Origin of the sequence: Pseudomonas sp. fls2-241-TYG-175, assembly GCF_030209155.1 — a bacterium.
Classification (GTDB): Bacteria; Pseudomonadota; Gammaproteobacteria; order Pseudomonadales; family Pseudomonadaceae; genus Aquipseudomonas; species Aquipseudomonas viridiflava.
In genome coordinates, this window is sequence record NZ_JARVSO010000025.1 from 63402 (window position 1) to 81948 (window position 18547).

The following is an 18547-nucleotide window of genomic DNA, read 5'->3' on the forward strand; positions in this document are numbered from 1 at the left end:
AGTGCAGGCGCTCTCGAAAGGCCTGTGCATCCTGATCGCCGACGACAGCGCCAGCGACCGTCTTCTGCTCGCGACCATCATCGCCCGCCAGGGGCACCGGGTTGTCAGCGCGGCCAACGGCCTGGAGGCCGTGGCGATCTTCAGTACCGAGCGCCCGCACCTGATTCTCATGGATGCGATGATGCCGCTGATGGACGGCTTCGAGGCGGCGCGGCGGATCAAGCTCATGGCTGGCGAGTCGCTGGTGCCGATCATCTTTCTGACGTCGCTCACCGAAGGCGAGGCGTTGGCGCGGTGCCTGGATGCTGGCGGTGATGACTTCGTCTCCAAGCCCTATAACACCCAGGTGCTGGCGGCCAAGATCAATGCCATGAACCGCCTGCGGCTGTTGCAGGAAACGGTTCTGCAGCAGCGGGACCTGATCAGTACCCACCATGAATACCTGCTCAACGAGCAACGCGTCGCCAAGGCCGTCTTCGATCAGGTCGCGCATTCCGGCTGCCTGGGCGCGGCAAATATTCGTTACCTGCAGTCACCTTATGCGCTGTTCAACGGTGACCTGATGCTGGCGGCCTACACCCCGGCCGGGCACATGCATGTGCTGCTGGGCGATTTCACCGGGCACGGTCTGCCGGCTGCCGTAGGGGCCATGCCGCTGGCGGAAGTGTTTTACGGCATGACGGCCAAGGGGTTTGGTCTGGTTGAAATCCTGCGTGAAATGAACGCCAAGCTGAAGCGCATTCTGCCGGTGGATATGTTCTGCTGCGCCACGCTGCTGTGCGTCAATCACAAGCAGCGGCAGGTCGAGGTCTGGAACGGCGGGCTGCCGGATGGTTATCTGTTGCGTGCTGACGGGGGTGATCCGGTCACGCTGGTCTCCCGGCATCTGCCATTGGGCGTGTTGAGCGTTGATGCGTTCGAGGTCAGGACTGACGTCTATCCGCTGGCGCTGGGCGACCGCATCTTTCTGCTGTCCGACGGTGTGCTCGATACCAGCGACAGCGATGATCAGCTCTTCGGTGTGCAGCGACTGCGTGACGTACTGGCCGCTAATGAACAGCCTGCGTTTCTGATCCAGGAAATCCTTCAGGCGCTCAACGACTTTGGCGGCAAGGCGCGTGATGACGTCAGCCTGTTGGAAATCACGGTGATTGACGAACCGCTCGATTCGTTGCCGCTGCCGACGTATTCCGACAGTGGTGCCTCAAGCCCCCTCGACTGGTCGGCCAGTTTCGAATTTCGCGGCTCCACCCTCAAACGCTTCAATCCCGTGCCCTATGTGTTGCAGTCGCTGCTCGAAGTGCATGGGCTGCGCAACCAGAGCGGTGCGCTGCATGCGGTGATGGGCGAGTTGTACAGCAACGCGCTTGAGCACGGTGTACTGGGGCTCGATTCGACGCTCAAGCATGATGCTGTCGGTTTCGCCCGCTACTATGAGCAGCGCGCCGAGCGTCTCGATAATCTTCGGGACGGATTTATCTGTATGACGCTGCGAATTGAACCTGTTGGGCAGGGCGGTCGTCTTACCTTGACCGTCGAAGACAGTGGCAGCGGTTTCGACGCGCAGCAGGTGATCGACCATGCACCTGTGATTGATGGTTTATATGGGCGCGGCATCAGGCTGGTATGTGAACTGAGTCGGCAGGCTCGATGGTCCACGGATGGCAGGATCGCCTGCGTGGAATTTTCCTGGGAGTGAGTGGCATAATCGCGCCCTGGAGTCTTGATCAAGGAGTGAGCAAGTGTCTGTTCATCTGGATTACAGCGTTTTGAGTACCCTGCAGGAAGTCATGGAAGACGAATATCCCACGTTGCTGGATGTGTTCTTCAAGGACTCCGAGCAGCGCCTGTCCCAGATGCGTCTGGCGCTCGAGCCTCACGGGCCTGATCTGGAAACATTGAGCCTGAATGCCCACAGCTTCAAAGGCAGCAGCAGTAACATGGGAGCGCTACGGCTCTCGGAGCTGTGCCGCGAGCTTGAGGATCGCGCCCGTCAACAGCAGAGCGCGGGTCTGGAAGAGCTGATCGGCAGGATCGCCAGCGAGTACGCGACCATCCGCCGATTGTTCGATGCGGAACGCCAGTTCTTCGTCAGTTAAGCGTTCATGGATCACCTTCAGGCCGCCTTTTTAGGGTTGGCCTGCATCTTGCTAATATTTCGGTAACCAGCTGCTCATGCGGAGACCGAAATGCCCCTCGCCACCAACGCGCTTTTACAGGCCAATGCCCCTGCGACCGCCCGGTCCGGCGCGGCAACCAATGCCGCCAAGCCTGCCGACGGCAGCAAAGACGAGGCTTCCAGCTTCTCCAATGTCTATGCCAAGCAGGCAAAGGACGTCGCTTCAGCGCGCGATGATGTGCCTGTCAAGTCGGCCAGGGACAAGACTTCGTCCGGTTCCGACAAGGTTGCGAGCGGCAAGGACAAGCCTTCCGCCGATCAGAACGCTGCCACGAATCCGTCGACCGTTGCCGATAGCGGCAACGGTTTGCCTGCCAGCGTGACGACCGCTACCGCCGATGAAGATCAGGTCGCAGCCGACCAGGCCGCAGCAGATCAGGTGCTGACCGATGCGTTGGCCGATGGCAACGCTGTGCCGGTTACCGATCCGGCACTTGATCCGGCGCTGGACCCCGCATTGCAGGCCATGACCGCACAGGCTCCTGTTGCGCCCGCGATTGCCAGGCCTGCGGTTACCGATACCAAGGCTGCGCCTGCGGTCGAGATCGCTGCCGGGATCAAGGCGCCGCCTCCTGCAGTGGCTGAGGCCGCTTTCGATCCTGATGCGGATCCGCTCGATGGCCTTGAAGCAGTGCAGCTGGCATTGGAAAACGCCAGCGCCAAAACGCAACTCGCGACGCAGAACGCTCGCGCCGCCAGTAAGGCGACGCCTTCCAATGCCGAAGCGGACCCCACACAGAATATCGCCAATAACCTGTCGCAACTGAGCGAGCAGTTGCCCACTGACGACAGCAGCACCGAAAGCAGCGACAAGTCGTTCAGCGGGTTGATCGGTGAAGGCCTGAAGGATGTGAAAAGCGCCGCAGGTGACACGCGGGTCGATAACTTTGCCGACCGTCTCGCAGCATTGAGTCAGGCTGCACAGCCCGCCAGGGTCGCGGCAACGCCAACTGCAGCGCCTCTGATGAGTCAGCCTCTGGCGATGCATCAGAGTGGCTGGACCGAAGGTGTGGTGGACCGGGTCATGTACCTGTCGAGCCAGAACCTGAAGTCGGCCGAAATCAAGCTGGAACCGGCGGAACTAGGCCGTCTCGATATCCGCGTCAATATGGCGCCGGATCAGCAGACCCAAGTGACGTTCATGAGCGCCCACGTGGGCGTGCGTGAAGCGCTCGAAAGCCAGATGTCCCGCCTGCGTGACTCATTTAGCCAGCAGGGCTTGGGTCAAGTGGACGTGAACGTCTCGGACCAGTCGCAACAGCAGGCCCAGCAACAGGCTCAGGAGCAGGCCAGCCGGGCTCAGCGCGGCGGTCGCAGTGGTGGGACGGGGTCGGGTGACAGTGCTGACGACGTGTCCATCGCCGATGCCGCTGTTCCCGTCAGCCAGCCTGCGGCGCGGGTGATCGGTACCAGCGAGATCGATTACTACGCCTGATTGGGGTGAGCTGCGGGGCGGGGTGTTGGCCTGCAGCAAACCCAGTCTTCAAAGATGCACTGGCATCTGCCTCTGCCCGGAGGGCGTAGCAGCTCTCGGAGGTTGCGACGGCAGAGATGGGCTGCGCAGCGGCCCTTGACCAAGTCTGATACACCGCATGCGCAGGTTTGCTGTCGGTTCCCGGCAGATCGCCGGCAAGCCGCCTCCCACAGTTTGTTTTCTGTATCGAAGACGCCGTGAGCCTTGTGCAAAATCGCGTTGTTCAGCGGGCAGCATGCTTTTCGAGAGGGCGTGCTGCCTTTGCTTAAAAAACCGTTTAAGCCCGATCCGCCTCCTTTCTCGCAACTCTGGCATAACACTTGCTCTGCCCCTGTCACGTATTGAAGACCCCTTGAATAGTGACGGATTATTGGCATGGCGAAGAGCGAAGAAGTTAAAGACCCCGCTTCCAAAGGCAAACTCAAGCTCATTATCGTAGCGGTTGTGGCCTTGCTGCTCGCTGTCGGTCTGTCAGTGGGTGCGACCTGGTTCATCATGCACAAGGGCGAAAGCGCGCCCGACCCGGCAGTTGCTGCGGCTGCGGCCAACGCCAAGCCGGTGGCGGTTTTCGAACCGCTGACGCCTGCGTTCGTCGTCAACTTCAACGCCAATGGCCGTCAGCGCTACATGCAGGTCAGCATCACCATGCTGGGCCGCAATGCTGCAGACATGGAAGCCCTGAAAGTGCACATGCCGGTGATTCGCAACAATCTGGTCATGCTGTTCGCGGCCATCCCTTTCGAGTCGCTGGCCTCGCCAATCGGCCAGGAAATGCTGCGTCAGAAGGCAACCGCCAGCATTCAGGAAGTGGCGCAGAAAGAACTTGGCAAGACTGTGATCGAACAGCTGCTGTTCACTAATTTCGTATTGCAGTAGGACCTCGACATGGCTGTGCAAGACCTGCTGTCCCAGGATGAAATCGACGCGCTGCTGCATGGCGTTGACGATGGTATGGTCCAGACCGAAAGCCCCGGCGAGCCCGGAAGCGTCAAAAGTTATGACCTGACCAGTCAGGACCGGATCGTCCGGGGTCGTATGCCGACTCTGGAAATGATCAACGAACGATTCGCCCGCTACACCCGCATCAGTATGTTCAACCTGCTGCGCCGCTCTGCGGACGTAGCGGTGGGCGGTGTTCAGGTGATGAAGTTCGGTGAGTACGTGCATTCGCTGTACGTACCGACCAGCCTGAACCTGGCCAAGATCAAGCCGCTGCGCGGCACCGCGCTGTTCATTCTCGACGCCAAGCTGGTGTTCAAGCTGGTAGACAATTTTTTCGGTGGTGACGGCCGTCACGCGAAGATCGAAGGGCGTGAGTTCACGCCGACCGAGCTGCGTGTGGTGCGGATGGTGCTGGATCAGGCGTTCATCGACCTGAAGGAAGCCTGGCAGGCGATCATGGAAGTGAACTTCGAGTACATCAACTCGGAAGTGAACCCGGCTATGGCCAACATCGTCGGGCCGAGCGAAGCGGTGGTCATCTCCACGTTCCACATCGAACTCGATGGCGGTGGCGGTGATCTGCACGTGACCATGCCGTACTCCATGATCGAGCCGATCCGGGAAATGCTCGACGCCGGTTTCCAGTCGGACCTGGACGATCAGGACGAGCGCTGGGTCAACGCGCTCAAGGAAGACGTGCTCGACGTCAACGTGCCGCTCAGTACCACCATCGCCCAGCGTCAGTTGCCGCTGCGCGACATCCTGCATATGCGTCCCGGTGATGTGATCCCGATCGAGCTGGCCGAGTCGCTGGTTCTGCGGGCCAACGGCGTGCCTTCGTTCAAGGTCAAGCTGGGCTCGCACAAGGGCAAGATGGCCCTGCAGGTAATTGAACCCATAGCGCGACGTTGACCTGTCAGGTCGACGTCGGAACATTGTTGCGTAATTGAATCACTGCTTGCAGAGGACTACCGATGGCTGATGAAAACGATATGACGTCTGCTGAAGATCAGGCGCTGGCCGATGAATGGGCTGCTGCACTGGGCGAGGCGGGCGAAGGTGGTCAGGACGATATCGACGCGCTGCTGGCCGCGGACGCGGGCAATGCGACCAATCGCATGACCATGGAAGAGTTCGGCAGCGTGCCGAAAAACAATGCGCCGGTCACCCTGGACGGCCCGAACCTGGACGTGATTCTGGATATTCCGGTGTCGATCTCCATGGAAGTGGGCAGCACCGACATCAACATTCGCAACCTGCTGCAACTCAACCAGGGGTCGGTCATCGAGCTGGATCGTCTGGCAGGCGAGCCGCTGGACGTGCTGGTCAACGGTACGTTGATTGCGCATGGCGAAGTGGTGGTGGTCAACGAAAAGTTCGGCATTCGCCTGACTGACGTGATCAGCCCGAGTGAACGCATCAAGAAGTTGCGTTAAGTGAAGCGCTTGCTGAGTGTTCTGCTGATGCTGCCCTCGCTGGCGCTGGCCGCCGAGCCCGCTGCGCAGGCAGCGCCCGCCGTGGCCAATACCGTATCCAGTGGCATGGGTGGTCAAGTGATGCAGTTGTTGTTCGGGCTGCTGCTGGTGGTCGGCCTGATTTTCGCGCTGGCCTGGGTCATGCGGCGGGTCCAGCGGGTTGGACCCAACAATAGTCAGATTATCGAACTGGTCAGCACGCGGGCCATCGGGCCGCGTGATCGTCTGGTGCTGGTCCAGGTGGGCAATGAACAGGTCCTGCTGGGCATCACGCCAGGCAATATCACCACCCTGCATGTGCTCAAGGAGCCTGTGCAGGTTCCGGTCCGGGAGCAGGCGACGCCCGAGTTCGCTCAGCGTCTGCTGGATTTGATGGGCAAGGATAAGGACAAGAAGTAATGGGCGCCTTGCGTTTCCTGGTACTGCTGTTGCTGGTAATGATTGCGCCGGTCGCGTTGGCTGCCGATCCGTTGTCGATTCCGGCCATCACCCTGTCCAACGGGGCTGACGGTCAGCAGGAGTATTCGGTCAGTCTGCAGATCCTGCTGATCATGACCGCGCTGAGCTTCATCCCGGCATTCGTGATGCTGATGACCAGCTTCACGCGGATCATCATCGTCTTCTCGATTTTGCGCCAGGCCCTGGGTCTGCAGCAGACGCCGTCGAACCAGATCCTGACCGGCATGGCGCTGTTTCTGACCATGTTCATCATGGCGCCTGTGTTCGACAAGGTGAATCAGGACGCCTTGCAGCCGTATCTGGCCGAGCAGCTTACGGCGCAGGATGCGGTCGCCAAGGCGCAGGTGCCGATCAAGGATTTCATGCTGGCGCAGACGCGCACCAGTGACCTTGAGCTGTTCATGCGTTTGTCCAAGCGTACCGATATTCCGACGCCGGACGCGGCACCGCTGAACATTCTGGTGCCGGCTTTCGTGATCTCCGAGCTCAAGACTGCATTTCAGATCGGCTTCATGATCTTCATTCCGTTTTTGATCATCGATCTGGTCGTGGCCAGTGTGCTGATGGCGATGGGTATGATGATGCTGTCGCCGCTGATCATTTCCCTGCCGTTCAAGATCATGCTGTTCGTGCTGGTGGATGGCTGGGCGCTGATCGTCGGCACGCTGGCCGGCAGTTTTGGTGGTGTATGAGTCGTTTCGCTGAGGAGTCTGCCCGATGACGCCGGAAGTAGCCGTCGATCTGTTTCGTGAAGCGCTGTGGCTGACCACCATGCTGGTTGCGATTCTGGTGGTGCCGAGTCTGATCTGTGGTCTGCTGGTGGCGATGTTTCAGGCTGCCACCCAAATCAACGAACAGACGCTCAGCTTTCTGCCGCGTCTGATCGTCATGTTGATCACACTGATCGCGATCGGTCCCTGGCTGTTGAAAGTCTTCATGGAATACATGCTGTCGCTGTATACCAGCATTCCGACCGTGATCGGCTGACGCTGCATGCAGCCGATGCTCGCGCTGACCGACGCCCAGATCAGCACCTGGGTCGCCAGCTTCATGTTGCCGCTTTTTCGCATCATCGCGGTGTTGATGACGATGCCGATCATTGGTACGACGCTGGTTCCCCGGCGTGTGCGCCTGTATCTGGCGGTTGCCATGACCGTTGCAGTTGCGCCCGTGTTGCCTGCGATGCCCACAGTGCAGGCCCTCGATCTCAGTGCGCTGCTGTTGATTGGCGAGCAGATCATCATCGGCGCAGGGATGGGGCTCGCCTTACAGCTGTTTTTCCATATTTTCGTGGTGGCGGGGCAGATCATCTCGACGCAGATGGGCATGGGTTTCGCTTCGATGGTCGACCCTACCAACGGCGTTTCGTCGGCCACCATCGGGCAGTTTTTCACCATGCTGGTGACACTGCTGTTTCTGGCCATGAACGGTCATCTGGTGGTGCTGGAAATTCTCGTTGAAAGCTTCACGACCATGCCGGTGGGCAGCGGCCTGCTGGTCAATAATTTCTGGGAGCTGGCGACCGGGCTTGGCTGGGTCATGGGTTCGGCTCTCAGGCTGGTGCTGCCGGCGATTACCGCGCTGCTGGTCATCAACATCGCATTTGGCGTGATGACACGTGCGGCACCTCAGCTCAATATCTTTTCCATCGGTTTTCCGCTGACGCTTGTGCTGGGCATGGTCATTCTGTGGATGACCATGGGCGATATTCTCAATCAATATCAGCCGCTTGCCAGTCAGGCTCTGCAGGCACTGCGCGACATGGTGAGGGCTCGTTGAAATGGCTGAGAACGAAAATGGCCAGGACAAGACAGAAGAGCCCACGGAGAAAAAGGTCCGTGACTCCAGGGCCGATGGTCAGATTGCCCGCTCCAAGGAGCTGACCACCCTGGTGGTGATGCTGATGGGGTCGGGCGGGGCGCTGGTGTTTGGTGGTGGCATCGCACAGATGATGTTCGAGTTGATGCGCGACAATTTCACCATTACCCGTGAAACGCTGATGGACCAGGATTACATGGGCAAGGCACTGCTCAGTTCCGGCCTGCATGCCCTGGTGGTGGTGCTGCCGTTTCTGATTGCCATGCTTATGGCAGCGTTGGTAGGGCCGATCATGCTTGGTGGCTGGTTGTTCGCGACCAAATCGCTGGCTCCCAAGTTCAGCCGCATGAACCCGGCTGCGGGTCTCAAGCGCATGTTCTCGCCTCACGCGCTGGTTGAGCTGCTCAAGTCGCTCGCCAAATTCCTGATCATTCTGGCGGTAGCGCTGGTGGTGCTGAGCAAGGAGCGCAACGATCTTGTCGCCATCGCGCACGAGCCTCTGGAGCAGGCCATTATCCACAGTCTTCAGGTGGTGGGCTGGAGCAGCTTCTGGATGGCCTGCGGTTTGATGTTCGTCGCTGCCGCCGACGTTCCGTTCGTATTGTGGGAGGCGCACAAGAAGCTGCTGATGACCAAGCAGGAAGTGCGCGACGAGCACAAGAACAGCGAAGGCAGTCCGGAGATCAAGCAGCGGATCCGTCAATTGCAGCGTGAGATGTCACAGCGCCGGATGATGGCCTCGATCCCCGAAGCCGACGTGATCATCACCAACCCGACTCACTTCGCCGTGGCGCTCAAATACGATCCCGAGAAGGGTGGCGCGCCAATGCTGCTGGCCAAGGGTACGGATCTGGTTGCGCTGAAAATTCGCGAGATCGCCGCGCACAATCAGATTCTCATTCTGGAGTCGCCCGGCCTGGCGCGCTCCATCTATTACAGCACCGAGCTGGAACAGGAGATTCCGGCAGGGCTTTACCTGGCCGTGGCTCAGGTGCTGGCCTACGTCTACCAGATCCGTCAGTACCACGCAGGACAGGGCAAGCGCCCGGATCCGCTGGGCGACGTGCCGATTCCGCCGGACCTGCAGCGCGATTCCTGACAATGCGGTTTGCCTGATCCACTGCGTCGAATGCATCGCCAGCAAGCCACTTTCAGTTTTTCCTCGTTATTGCTACTTATCTGCCGTTTCACCCCCGCATTCACTGGCTTTTGAAAAGTTGGACAGCTTCTTGCAATAGGTCTGTTCAAGGACGCTGTCGGCGTCAAAGTTTTGATCCAGTGCGCAGGTAAAGAATCGGTGGAACGCTCTCAGATACTCAGTAGCGCACGCAGCAACCTTGCAGGCCTCGGCCGTGGCCAGTTGGGCGTGCCGCTGTTGTTGCTGATCATGCTGGCAATGATGATGTTGCCTATTCCGCCGTTTTTGCTGGACGTGCTGTTCACGTTCAACATTGCGCTGTCCATCGTCGTGCTGCTGGTGTGCGTTTACGCATTGCGGCCGCTGGACTTCTCGGTTTTCCCGACCATTCTGCTGGTCGCCACGCTGCTGCGTCTGGCCCTGAACGTGGCTTCGACCCGTGTGGTGATGCTGCACGGCCAGGACGGACACGCCGCCGCAGGTAAGGTGATCCAGGCCTTCGGTGAGGTGGTGATTGGCGGCAACTACGTGGTCGGTATCGTGGTGTTCGCGATTCTGATGATCATCAACTTCGTGGTGATCACCAAGGGTGCCGGGCGTATCTCCGAAGTGAGCGCACGTTTCACCCTCGACGCGATGCCAGGCAAACAGATGGCGATCGACGCCGACCTCAACGCCGGCCTCATCGACCAGCCTGAAGCCAAGCGCCGTCGTGCTGAAGTCGCCGGGGAAGCCGAGTTCTACGGATCCATGGACGGTGCCAGCAAGTTCGTGCGCGGTGACGCCATTGCCGGCCTGCTGATTCTGTTCATCAACCTCATCGGCGGCATGCTGGTGGGTATCTTTCAGCACAACATGTCCTTCGCTGACGCAGGTCGCGTATACACCTTGTTGACCATCGGTGACGGTTTGGTGGCGCAATTGCCATCACTGCTGCTGTCCACCGCTGCCGCGATCATGGTGACCCGTGCTTCCGGTTCGGAAGAGATGGGCAAGCTGATCAATCGTCAGATGTTCTCTTCCTACAAGGCGCTGGGTGTATCGGCCGGCATCATGATCGTCATGGGGCTGGTGCCGGGCATGCCGCACTTCGCCTTCATCGGCCTTGGCCTTGTGGCAGCCGGTGGTGCCTACCTGCTGTGGAAGAAAGAGAATCAGGTGAAGTTCGAGGCGCTGGCCGAAGTTCAGCGTCAACAGGATCTGTTGCCATCACCGACCCGCGTTCAGGATTCCAAGGAACTGGGCTGGGACGACGTGACGCCTATCGACATCATCGGTCTGGAAGTGGGCTATCGCCTGATTCCGCTGGTGGATCGCAATCAGGGTGGTCAGTTGCTGGCGCGTATCAAGGGCGTGCGCAAGAAGCTCTCTCAGGAGCTTGGCTTCCTGATGCCGACCGTCCACATCCGCGACAACCTCGATCTGGCGCCCAGCGCCTATCGTCTGACGCTGATGGGCGTGATTCTGGCCGAGGCCGAGATCTATCCCGATCGCGAACTGGCGATCAACCCCGGTCAGGTGTTCGGCACGCTGAACGGCATCACCGCCAGAGATCCGGCATTCGGCCTGGAAGCGGTGTGGATCGAAATCAGCCAGCGCAGTCAGGCTCAGTCTCTCGGCTACACGGTAGTGGACGCCAGCACGGTAGTGGCCACTCACCTCAACCAGATCCTGTACAAGCATTCGCATGAACTGATCGGCCATGAAGAGGTCCAGCAACTAATGCAATTGCTGGCCAAAAGCTCGCCGAAGCTGGCTGAGGAACTGGTTCCGGGTGTCCTTTCGCTGTCGTCGTTGCTCAACGTGCTGCAGGCGCTCCTGGCCGAGCACGTACCGGTACGCGACATCCGCAGCATCGCAGAAGCCATCGCCAACAACGCCGGGAAGAGTCAAGATACCGCCGCGCTGGTGGCGGCTGTCCGCGTCGGTCTGAGCCGCGCAATCGTGCAAAGCATTGTAGGCGTTGAGCCGGAGCTGCCTGTTATCACTCTGGAACCAAGGTTGGAACAGATATTGCTCAATAGTTTGCAGAAGGCTGGTCAGGGTCAGGAAGAAGGCGTTCTGCTTGAACCGAGCATGGCTGAAAAGCTCCAGCGTTCGTTGATCGAGGCGGCCCAGCGTCAGGAAATGCAAGGGTTGCCGGTAATCCTTCTGGTAGCGGGTCCGATCCGGGCCATGCTGTCACGATTTGGACGATTGGCTGTACCGAGTATGCATGTTCTGGCGTATCAGGAAATTCCTGACAACAAGCAAGTAACCATCGTAGCGACTGTCGGGCCCAACGGCTGAGGTAGTGAGTCATGCAAGTTAAGCGATTTTTCGCCGCCGATATGCGTCAAGCCATGAAGCTGGTTCGCGATGAGCTGGGCGCTGAGGCGGCCATCATTGGCAACCGCCGCATCGCCGGTGGCGTCGAGTTGACCGCCGCTCTGGATTACAAGCTGTCTGCGCTGGCGCCACGCGTTCCCAACATGGAACTCGAAGACGAGCTGCGCAAGACCCAGTCGCGCATCGTCTCCGCCCAGGCTGAACTGAACAACCGCAGCGACAGCGATGCCTCGGTCAATCTTCAGTTGTTTTCCGGCAAGTCGATCAGCGCGACCGACACCCACATCGAACCGACACTCGAAGAGCCGCCACGTCCGTTTGCCTACGCACCGGCTCCCGCAGCCGAGCCTGCAGGCGGTCAACGTGCTTTCGAATCGATGCGGTCCGAATTGAACGGCCTGCGCGAGCTTCTGGAAGTCCAACTCGGCTCCCTGGCCTGGACCCAGTTGCAGGGCAGCCGTCCGCAACAGGCCAACCTGTGGCGTCGCCTGCAACGCGTCGGCCTGTCCGGCCCGCTGTCGCGTGACCTGCTGTCGATGATTCCGGACATTGACGAGCCTCGTCAGGCCTGGCGCATGCTGTTGGCCCATCTGGCGCGCATGATTGCCGTGCCGGATGTCGAGCCACTGGAAGAGGGCGGTGTGATTGCCATGGTCGGTCCTGCCGGCATGGGCAAGACCACCACGCTGGCCAAGCTGGCCGCCCGTTATGTACTGAAATACGGCGCGCAGAACATTGCGCTGGTCAGCATGGACAGTTTCCGCATCGGTGCCCAGGAGCAGCTCAAGACACTGGGCCGCATCCTCAACGTGCCGGTGACTCACGTCGATCCCGGTCAGTCGCTGGCACAGGCCCTTGAGCCTCTGCTGCGCAAGCGTGTGGTCCTCATTGATACCGCCGGGCTGCAAGCCAGTGATCCTGCGTTGCGCATGCAACTGGAAAGCCTGGCGGGTCGTGGCATCAAGTCGCGTAACTACCTGGTCCTGGCCACAACCAGCCAGAAGCAGGTACTGACGGCGGCTTATCACAGTTACAAGCGTTGTGGCCTGGCCGGATGCATTTTGACCAAGCTGGATGAAACCGCCAGCCTGGGTGAAGTTCTGAGCCTGGCAATCAGTCACGAATTGCCGGTGGCCTACCTCACGGACGGACCACGGATTCCTGACGATTTGCACATCCCGCGTCGCCACCAGTTGGTGAGTCGCGCGGTCAGCGTGCAAATGCAGGACGAGCCTAGCGAAGAAGCGATGGCTGATATGTTTGCCGACCTCTATCACTCACCTGGCAAAAGGGTAGGTTAAGTGATGGAGACTATTGGAATGTCCCTGCATCGATGGTCTGCCAGGCATTGTTCGTTCGCGAACGTGCAGCCCCCAATGTGGCTTCGGTCTACGCAAGACAAGGTAAAGAAATAACATGGGCAGCATGCATCCCGTACAGGTTATTGCGGTGACTGGCGGCAAAGGTGGCGTCGGTAAGACTAACGTGTCAGTGAACCTCTCACTGGCCCTGGCTGAGCTCGGTCGACGCGTCATGCTTCTTGACGCCGATCTGGGTCTGGCAAATGTCGATGTCCTGCTGGGGCTGACACCCAAACGCACGCTCGCCGATGTCATAGAAGGCCGTTGCGAGTTGCGCGACGTGCTTCTCCAGGGGCCGGGCGGCGTGCGCATCGTGCCTGCCGCTTCCGGCACCCAGAGCATGGTTCATCTGTCGCCTGCCCAGCATGCCGGTCTGATCCAGGCGTTCAGCGAGATTGGCGACAACCTCGATGTGCTGGTGATCGACACGGCAGCCGGCATTGGTGAATCGGTGGTCAGCTTCGTACGCGCCGCGCAGGAAGTCCTGCTGGTGGTCTGCGACGAGCCGACGTCCATCACCGATGCCTACGCACTGATCAAGTTGCTCAACCGCGACTACGGCATGAATCGTTTCAGGGTGCTGGCCAACATGGCCCAGAGCCCTCAGGAAGGCCGCAATCTGTTCGCCAAGCTGACCAAGGTCACGGACCGCTTTCTGGATGTTGCGCTGCAGTATGTCGGGGCTGTGCCCTACGACGAATGCGTGCGCAAGGCCGTTCAGAAACAGCGTGCCGTCTACGAAGCCTTCCCGCGCTCCAAATGCGCGCTGGCATTCAAGGCCATTGCCCAGAAGGTCGACACCTGGCCGTTGCCGGCCAACCCACGGGGTCACCTTGAATTCTTCGTCGAACGACTCGTTCACCAGACCAGTGCGGGGCCTGTCCAATGACAGCGAGCGGCTATCAGATGTACAGCAAGGCTTCCCGGAATTCGCAGTACGAGCTGATCGAGCGTTATGCGCCTCTGGTCAAACGTATCGCCTATCACCTGCTGGCTCGCCTGCCAGCCAGTGTGCAGGTCGAGGACCTGATTCAGGCCGGCATGATCGGTCTGCTCGAAGTCTCGACCAAATACGATTCCACCAAGGGTGCGAGTTTCGAGACCTATGCGGGTATCCGTATTCGTGGCGCCATGCTCGACGAAGTGCGCAAGGGTGACTGGGCGCCTCGCTCGGTCCACCGCAATACGCGCATGGTGAGCGACGCAATTCGCGCAATTGAAGCGAAAACCGGACGTGACGCTAAAGATCACGAGGTTGCTGCCGAACTCCAGTTGAGTCTCGATGATTATTACGGGATTTTGAATGACACCTTGGGCAGCCGCCTCTTCAGTTTCGACGACCTGCTTCAGGACGGCGACCATGAAGGGCTGCACGAGGACGGTGCCAGCGGTTCGCTTGAACCGTCACGGGACCTGGAAGACGAGCGCTTCCAGGCAGCCCTGGCCGATGCGATTGCCAATTTGCCGGAGCGTGAGCGTCTGGTCTTGGCGCTGTACTACGACGAAGAGCTGAACCTCAAGGAAATCGGAGAGGTCCTGGGGGTCAGCGAATCGCGGGTCAGTCAGTTACACAGCCAGTGCGCAGCTCGTTTGCGAGGGCGTTTGGGGGAGTGGCGAGCGCGTTGACAGTCAAGGTGCGGCCTGGTCCGCACATTGGCTTCAAGCCGGCTGTGCAGAGCGTTACGTGGTAACAGGATAGACAAGGCAGGAGCCTGTCGGGCGGTGCCTCGATGGGCTGTTCGTTCAGGTCTGTACCTGTCGTTTTGCCAAGCCCGTCGTCGTTTCGTACAGCCGGGGGTGTGCTGTGCCAGTATTGAGTGAACAGCGTGTTCAGGTGCTGAACGCGTTAAAGACTGCTTGGAGGTCGAATTGGACAAGAACATGAAAATCCTCATCGTTGATGACTTCTCAACGATGAGGCGGATCATCAAGAACCTGTTGCGTGATCTGGGGTTCACCAACACATCGGAAGCGGACGACGGTCTGACCGCGCTGCCGATGCTGCAGAGCGGCGCCTTTGACTTTCTGGTGACGGACTGGAACATGCCTGGCATGTCCGGTATCGATCTGTTGCGCCAGGTCCGTCAGGACGAGCGCCTCAAGAGCCTTCCCGTGCTGATGGTCACCGCTGAAGCCAAGCGTGAGCAGATCATCGAAGCTGCACAGGCCGGGGTGAACGGTTACGTGGTCAAGCCATTCACGGCTCAAGCGCTGAAAGAGAAGATCGAAAAGATCTTTGAACGCGTCAATAGCTGATGCATGCCGCGAGGGCGCTATGGATAACAATGATTCGATGGCCGACTTTGAGTCGACCCTGAAAAGACACGCGCAGGAACTCGTCACCAGCCTTGAAAAAGGTCGTTTCGGCGAAGCTGTGCAACTGATCCATGAGCTCAACCAGACACGCGACCGCGGCCTTTATCAGGAAGTGGGCAAGCTGACTCGTGAGCTGCACAGTGCAATCGTCAACTTCCAGATCGATCCGCACATGCCTCAGGCCGAGGAGGTATCGCAGATCACGGATGCCACCGAGCGTCTGGGTTACGTCGTGCGGCTGACCGAAAATGCGGCCAACCGCACCATGGATCTGGTCGAGGAAAGCACGCCGGTCATGAACGGTCTGAGCGCCGACGCGAAGGCGTTGAGTGAAGACTGGGGGCGCTTCATGCGCCGCGAAATCGGTGCCGAGGAATTTCGCGATCTCGCCAAGCGGGTCGATGGTTTTCTGACGCGTACCGAGAAGGAAACTCACGAGGTTTCCGCGCACCTCAATGACATTCTGCTCGCCCAGGATTACCAGGACCTCACCGGTCAGGTGATCAAGCGTGTCACGCAGTTGGTCACTGAAGTGGAAGGCAATTTGCTCAAACTGGTGCTCATGGCCAGCCATGTCGATCGCTTCGCAGGCATCGAACATGACGAAGAATCCATCCTTGCAGAAAAAGATCCTAAAAAACATCTCGCCAAGGGTGAAGGTCCGCAGATTCATGCCGATAAACGTGAAGACGTCGTATCCGGACAGGATGATGTAGACGATCTGCTATCGAGCCTCGGCTTCTAGGTCTGTTGACGGTTAATTTTAGGGAGCACCCCCATGAGCTTCGGCGCCGATGAAGAAATCCTTCAGGATTTTCTGGTAGAGGCCGGCGAAATTCTGGAGCAGTTGTCAGAGCAATTGGTCGAGCTGGAAAGCCGACCGGATGATGCTGATCTGCTCAATGCAATTTTTCGCGGTTTTCACACTGTAAAAGGGGGCGCCGGCTTCCTCCAGCTCCATGAGCTGGTGGAGTGCTGCCATATCGCCGAAAACGTGTTCGACATCCTTCGCAAGGGTGAGCGGCGCGTTGATTCCGAGCTCATGGACGTGGTCCTGGAAGCACTGGACACCGTCAACAGCATGTTCGGCCAGGTGCGCGAACGTACTGACCTGACGCCTGCGACGCCGGAACTGCTGGCGGCGCTGTCGCGTCTGGCTGAACCACAGTCCAATGATGCGGTTGCCGAGCCTGTAGCTGAGGTGGCCGAAGTGGCTGCTCCGGTTGCCGAGGCTGCTGGCGGTGACGACATCACCGACCACGAATTCGAACAGTTGCTCGACTCGCTGCACGGCTCCAAGCCGATTTCAGCACCTGCTGCAGCCCCGGCCGCTCAGGCCTCGTCGAGCGACGAGATTACCGATCAGGAATTCGAATCCCTGCTCGATCAGTTGCACGGCAAGGGCAAGTTTGCTGTCGATGCTGCTCCAGCGCCGGCCCCTGCGGCCAAGGCTGGCGGCAGCGCACCGGCCAGTGACGAGATCACTGACGACGAGTTCGAAGCATTGCTGGATCAGTTGCATGGCAAAGGGTCGTTCGACGCTGCTGTCGTCGCGCCGGTTGCTGCCGAGGCCGTTGTGGCCAAGGCTCCAGTGACGGCCAAGGCTGCAGCTTCGGATGAGATCACCGATCACGAATTCGAAAGCCTGCTGGACGAGTTGCACGGCAAGGGCAAGTTCGAGCCTGAGGCCATCGCGGCCAAGGCGCCCGCACCTGCTGCGGCCGCTGCCCCGGCTCCTGCTGCCAAGCCCGCTGCGGCGCCTGCACCTGCTGCGAAGGCCGAGGCTGCGCCAGCCAAGGCTGCTGCACCTGCTCCCGCCCGTGCTCCTGCGCCAACGGGCGAAAAGCCGGTCGCGACAGAAGCCGAAACCACGGTGCGCGTCGATACTGCGCGCCTGGACGAGATCATGAACATGGTCGGCGAACTGGTGCTGGTGCGTAACCGACTGGTTCGCCTGGGTCTGAACAGTGGCGACGAAGCCATGTCCAAGGCTGTTTCCAACCTGGACGTGGTAACCGCCGACCTGCAGACCGCGGTGATGAAAACCCGCATGCAGCCGATCAAGAAAGTCTTCGGCCGCTTCCCGCGTCTGGTTCGTGACCTGGCTCGCCAGCTCAAGAAAGAAATCATCCTGGAACTGGTGGGTGAAGAGACCGACCTGGACAAGAACCTTGTCGAGGCGCTGGCCGACCCGCTGGTCCACTTGGTGCGCAACGCGGTCGACCACGGTATCGAAACCCCGGAAGAACGCGAAGCCACCGGCAAGTCCCGCGGCGGCAAGGTGATTCTGGCGGCCGAGCAGGAAGGCGACCATATCCTGTTGTCCATCTCCGATGACGGCAAGGGTATGGACCCCAACGTGCTGCGCTCCATCGCCGTCAAGCGCGGTGTCATGGATAAGGATGCTGCGGACCGTCTCAGCGACACCGACTGCTACAACCTGATCTTTGCACCCGGCTTCTCGACCAAGACCGAGATTTCCGACGTGTCGGGTCGTGGTGTGGGCATGGACGTGGTGAAAACCAAGATTTCCCAGCTCAACGGCTCGATCAACATCTACTCGACCAAGGGTCAGGGTTCGAAGATTGTCATCAAGGTTCCGCTGACGCTTGCGATCATGCCGACCCTGATGGTCATGCTGGGCAATCAGGCCTTTGCCTTCCCGCTGGTCAACGTCAACGAAATCTTCCACCTGGACCTGTCGACCACCAACGTCGTCGATGGTCAGGAAGTGGTGATCGTGCGTGACAAGGCCTTGCCACTGTTCTACCTCAAGCGCTGGCTGGTCAGTTCGGCAGCGCATGAAGAGCAGCGTGAAGGGCACGTGGTGATTCTGTCTGTCGGCACCCAGCGCATCGGCTTCGTCGTCGATCAACTGGTCGGTCAGGAAGAAGTGGTGATCAAACCGCTGGGCAAGATGCTGCAAGGTACGCCGGGCATGTCGGGCGCCACCATCACCGGTGACGGTCGCATTGCCTTGATTCTCGATGTACCGAGCATGCTCAAGCGTTACGCCGCACGGCGTATTTGATTCTGGGGTTGCGGGCAGCTTCGGCT

General features: G+C 59.6%; 18 protein-coding genes. All 18 read left to right on the forward strand.

From position 1 onward, the window contains the following. Position 1 precedes the first annotated feature (1 nt). The 18 genes from QRN20_RS18135 (at position 2) to QRN20_RS18220 (ending at position 18521) form a co-directional block, all read left to right on the forward strand. Positions 2-1699, forward strand: coding sequence for a SpoIIE family protein phosphatase (locus QRN20_RS18135; RefSeq protein WP_122468236.1), 1698 nt, complete (start codon positions 2-4; stop codon positions 1697-1699). Positions 1700-1742: 43 nt separating this feature from the next. After that, on the forward strand, positions 1743-2099 hold the full coding sequence (locus QRN20_RS18140) for an Hpt domain-containing protein (RefSeq protein ID WP_004880762.1): 357 nt from the start codon (positions 1743-1745) through the stop codon (positions 2097-2099). Positions 2100-2189: 90 nt separating this feature from the next. Next, positions 2190-3614, forward strand: a complete 1425-nt coding sequence (locus QRN20_RS18145; RefSeq protein ID WP_122468233.1) for a flagellar hook-length control protein FliK — start codon at positions 2190-2192, stop codon at positions 3612-3614. A 414-nt stretch (positions 3615-4028) separates the two neighbouring features. After that, a complete protein-coding gene (gene fliL / locus QRN20_RS18150; protein ID WP_004880765.1) occupies positions 4029-4529 on the forward strand; it encodes a flagellar basal body-associated protein FliL in 501 nt (166 codons plus the stop codon). Between the two features lie 9 nt (positions 4530-4538). Beyond that, complete coding sequence (fliM, locus tag QRN20_RS18155) at positions 4539-5507, forward strand: flagellar motor switch protein FliM (RefSeq protein ID WP_004880767.1); 969 nt, start codon at positions 4539-4541, stop codon at positions 5505-5507. A 62-nt stretch (positions 5508-5569) separates the two neighbouring features. Next, a complete protein-coding gene (fliN, locus tag QRN20_RS18160; protein WP_004880770.1) occupies positions 5570-6031 on the forward strand; it encodes a flagellar motor switch protein FliN in 462 nt (153 codons plus the stop codon). Beyond that, entirely contained in the window at positions 6032-6469 is a 438-nt protein-coding gene (fliO, locus tag QRN20_RS18165; RefSeq protein ID WP_004880772.1) for a flagellar biosynthetic protein FliO, read from the forward strand. Further along, a complete protein-coding gene (gene fliP, locus QRN20_RS18170; protein WP_004880774.1) occupies positions 6469-7221 on the forward strand; it encodes a flagellar type III secretion system pore protein FliP in 753 nt (250 codons plus the stop codon). Before fliO ends, fliP begins: the two co-directional genes overlap by 1 nt. A 25-nt stretch (positions 7222-7246) precedes the next feature. Then, positions 7247-7516, forward strand: coding sequence for a flagellar biosynthesis protein FliQ (gene fliQ, locus QRN20_RS18175; protein WP_004880775.1), 270 nt, complete (start codon positions 7247-7249; stop codon positions 7514-7516). A gap of 6 nt (positions 7517-7522) precedes the next feature. Beyond that, positions 7523-8308, forward strand: coding sequence for a flagellar biosynthetic protein FliR (gene fliR, locus QRN20_RS18180; RefSeq protein ID WP_032650615.1), 786 nt, complete (start codon positions 7523-7525; stop codon positions 8306-8308). A 1-nt stretch (position 8309) separates the two neighbouring features. Next, complete coding sequence (gene flhB, locus QRN20_RS18185) at positions 8310-9446, forward strand: flagellar biosynthesis protein FlhB (RefSeq protein ID WP_004880779.1); 1137 nt, start codon at positions 8310-8312, stop codon at positions 9444-9446. 198 nt (positions 9447-9644) lie between these two features. Next, entirely contained in the window at positions 9645-11774 is a 2130-nt protein-coding gene (gene flhA / locus QRN20_RS18190) for a flagellar biosynthesis protein FlhA (RefSeq protein WP_004880782.1), read from the forward strand. Positions 11775-11785: 11 nt separating this feature from the next. Beyond that, on the forward strand, positions 11786-13114 hold the full coding sequence (gene flhF / locus QRN20_RS18195) for a flagellar biosynthesis GTPase FlhF (protein ID WP_004880785.1): 1329 nt from the start codon (positions 11786-11788) through the stop codon (positions 13112-13114). A gap of 115 nt (positions 13115-13229) precedes the next feature. Next, on the forward strand, positions 13230-14063 hold the full coding sequence (gene fleN, locus QRN20_RS18200) for a flagellar synthesis regulator FleN (RefSeq protein WP_003412391.1): 834 nt from the start codon (positions 13230-13232) through the stop codon (positions 14061-14063). Further along, positions 14060-14800 (forward strand): RNA polymerase sigma factor FliA, encoded by a 741-nt coding sequence (gene fliA / locus QRN20_RS18205; protein WP_002554271.1) that lies wholly within the window; start codon positions 14060-14062, stop codon positions 14798-14800. Before fleN ends, fliA begins: the two co-directional genes overlap by 4 nt. A 255-nt stretch (positions 14801-15055) precedes the next feature. Then, positions 15056-15430, forward strand: a complete 375-nt coding sequence (locus QRN20_RS18210; protein ID WP_161627625.1) for a chemotaxis response regulator CheY — start codon at positions 15056-15058, stop codon at positions 15428-15430. Positions 15431-15449: 19 nt separating this feature from the next. Continuing rightward, positions 15450-16235 (forward strand): protein phosphatase CheZ, encoded by a 786-nt coding sequence (locus QRN20_RS18215; protein WP_029242803.1) that lies wholly within the window; start codon positions 15450-15452, stop codon positions 16233-16235. Positions 16236-16268: 33 nt separating this feature from the next. Then, positions 16269-18521, forward strand: coding sequence for a chemotaxis protein CheA (locus tag QRN20_RS18220; RefSeq protein WP_122429102.1), 2253 nt, complete (start codon positions 16269-16271; stop codon positions 18519-18521). Positions 18522-18547: the final 26 nt, after the last annotated feature.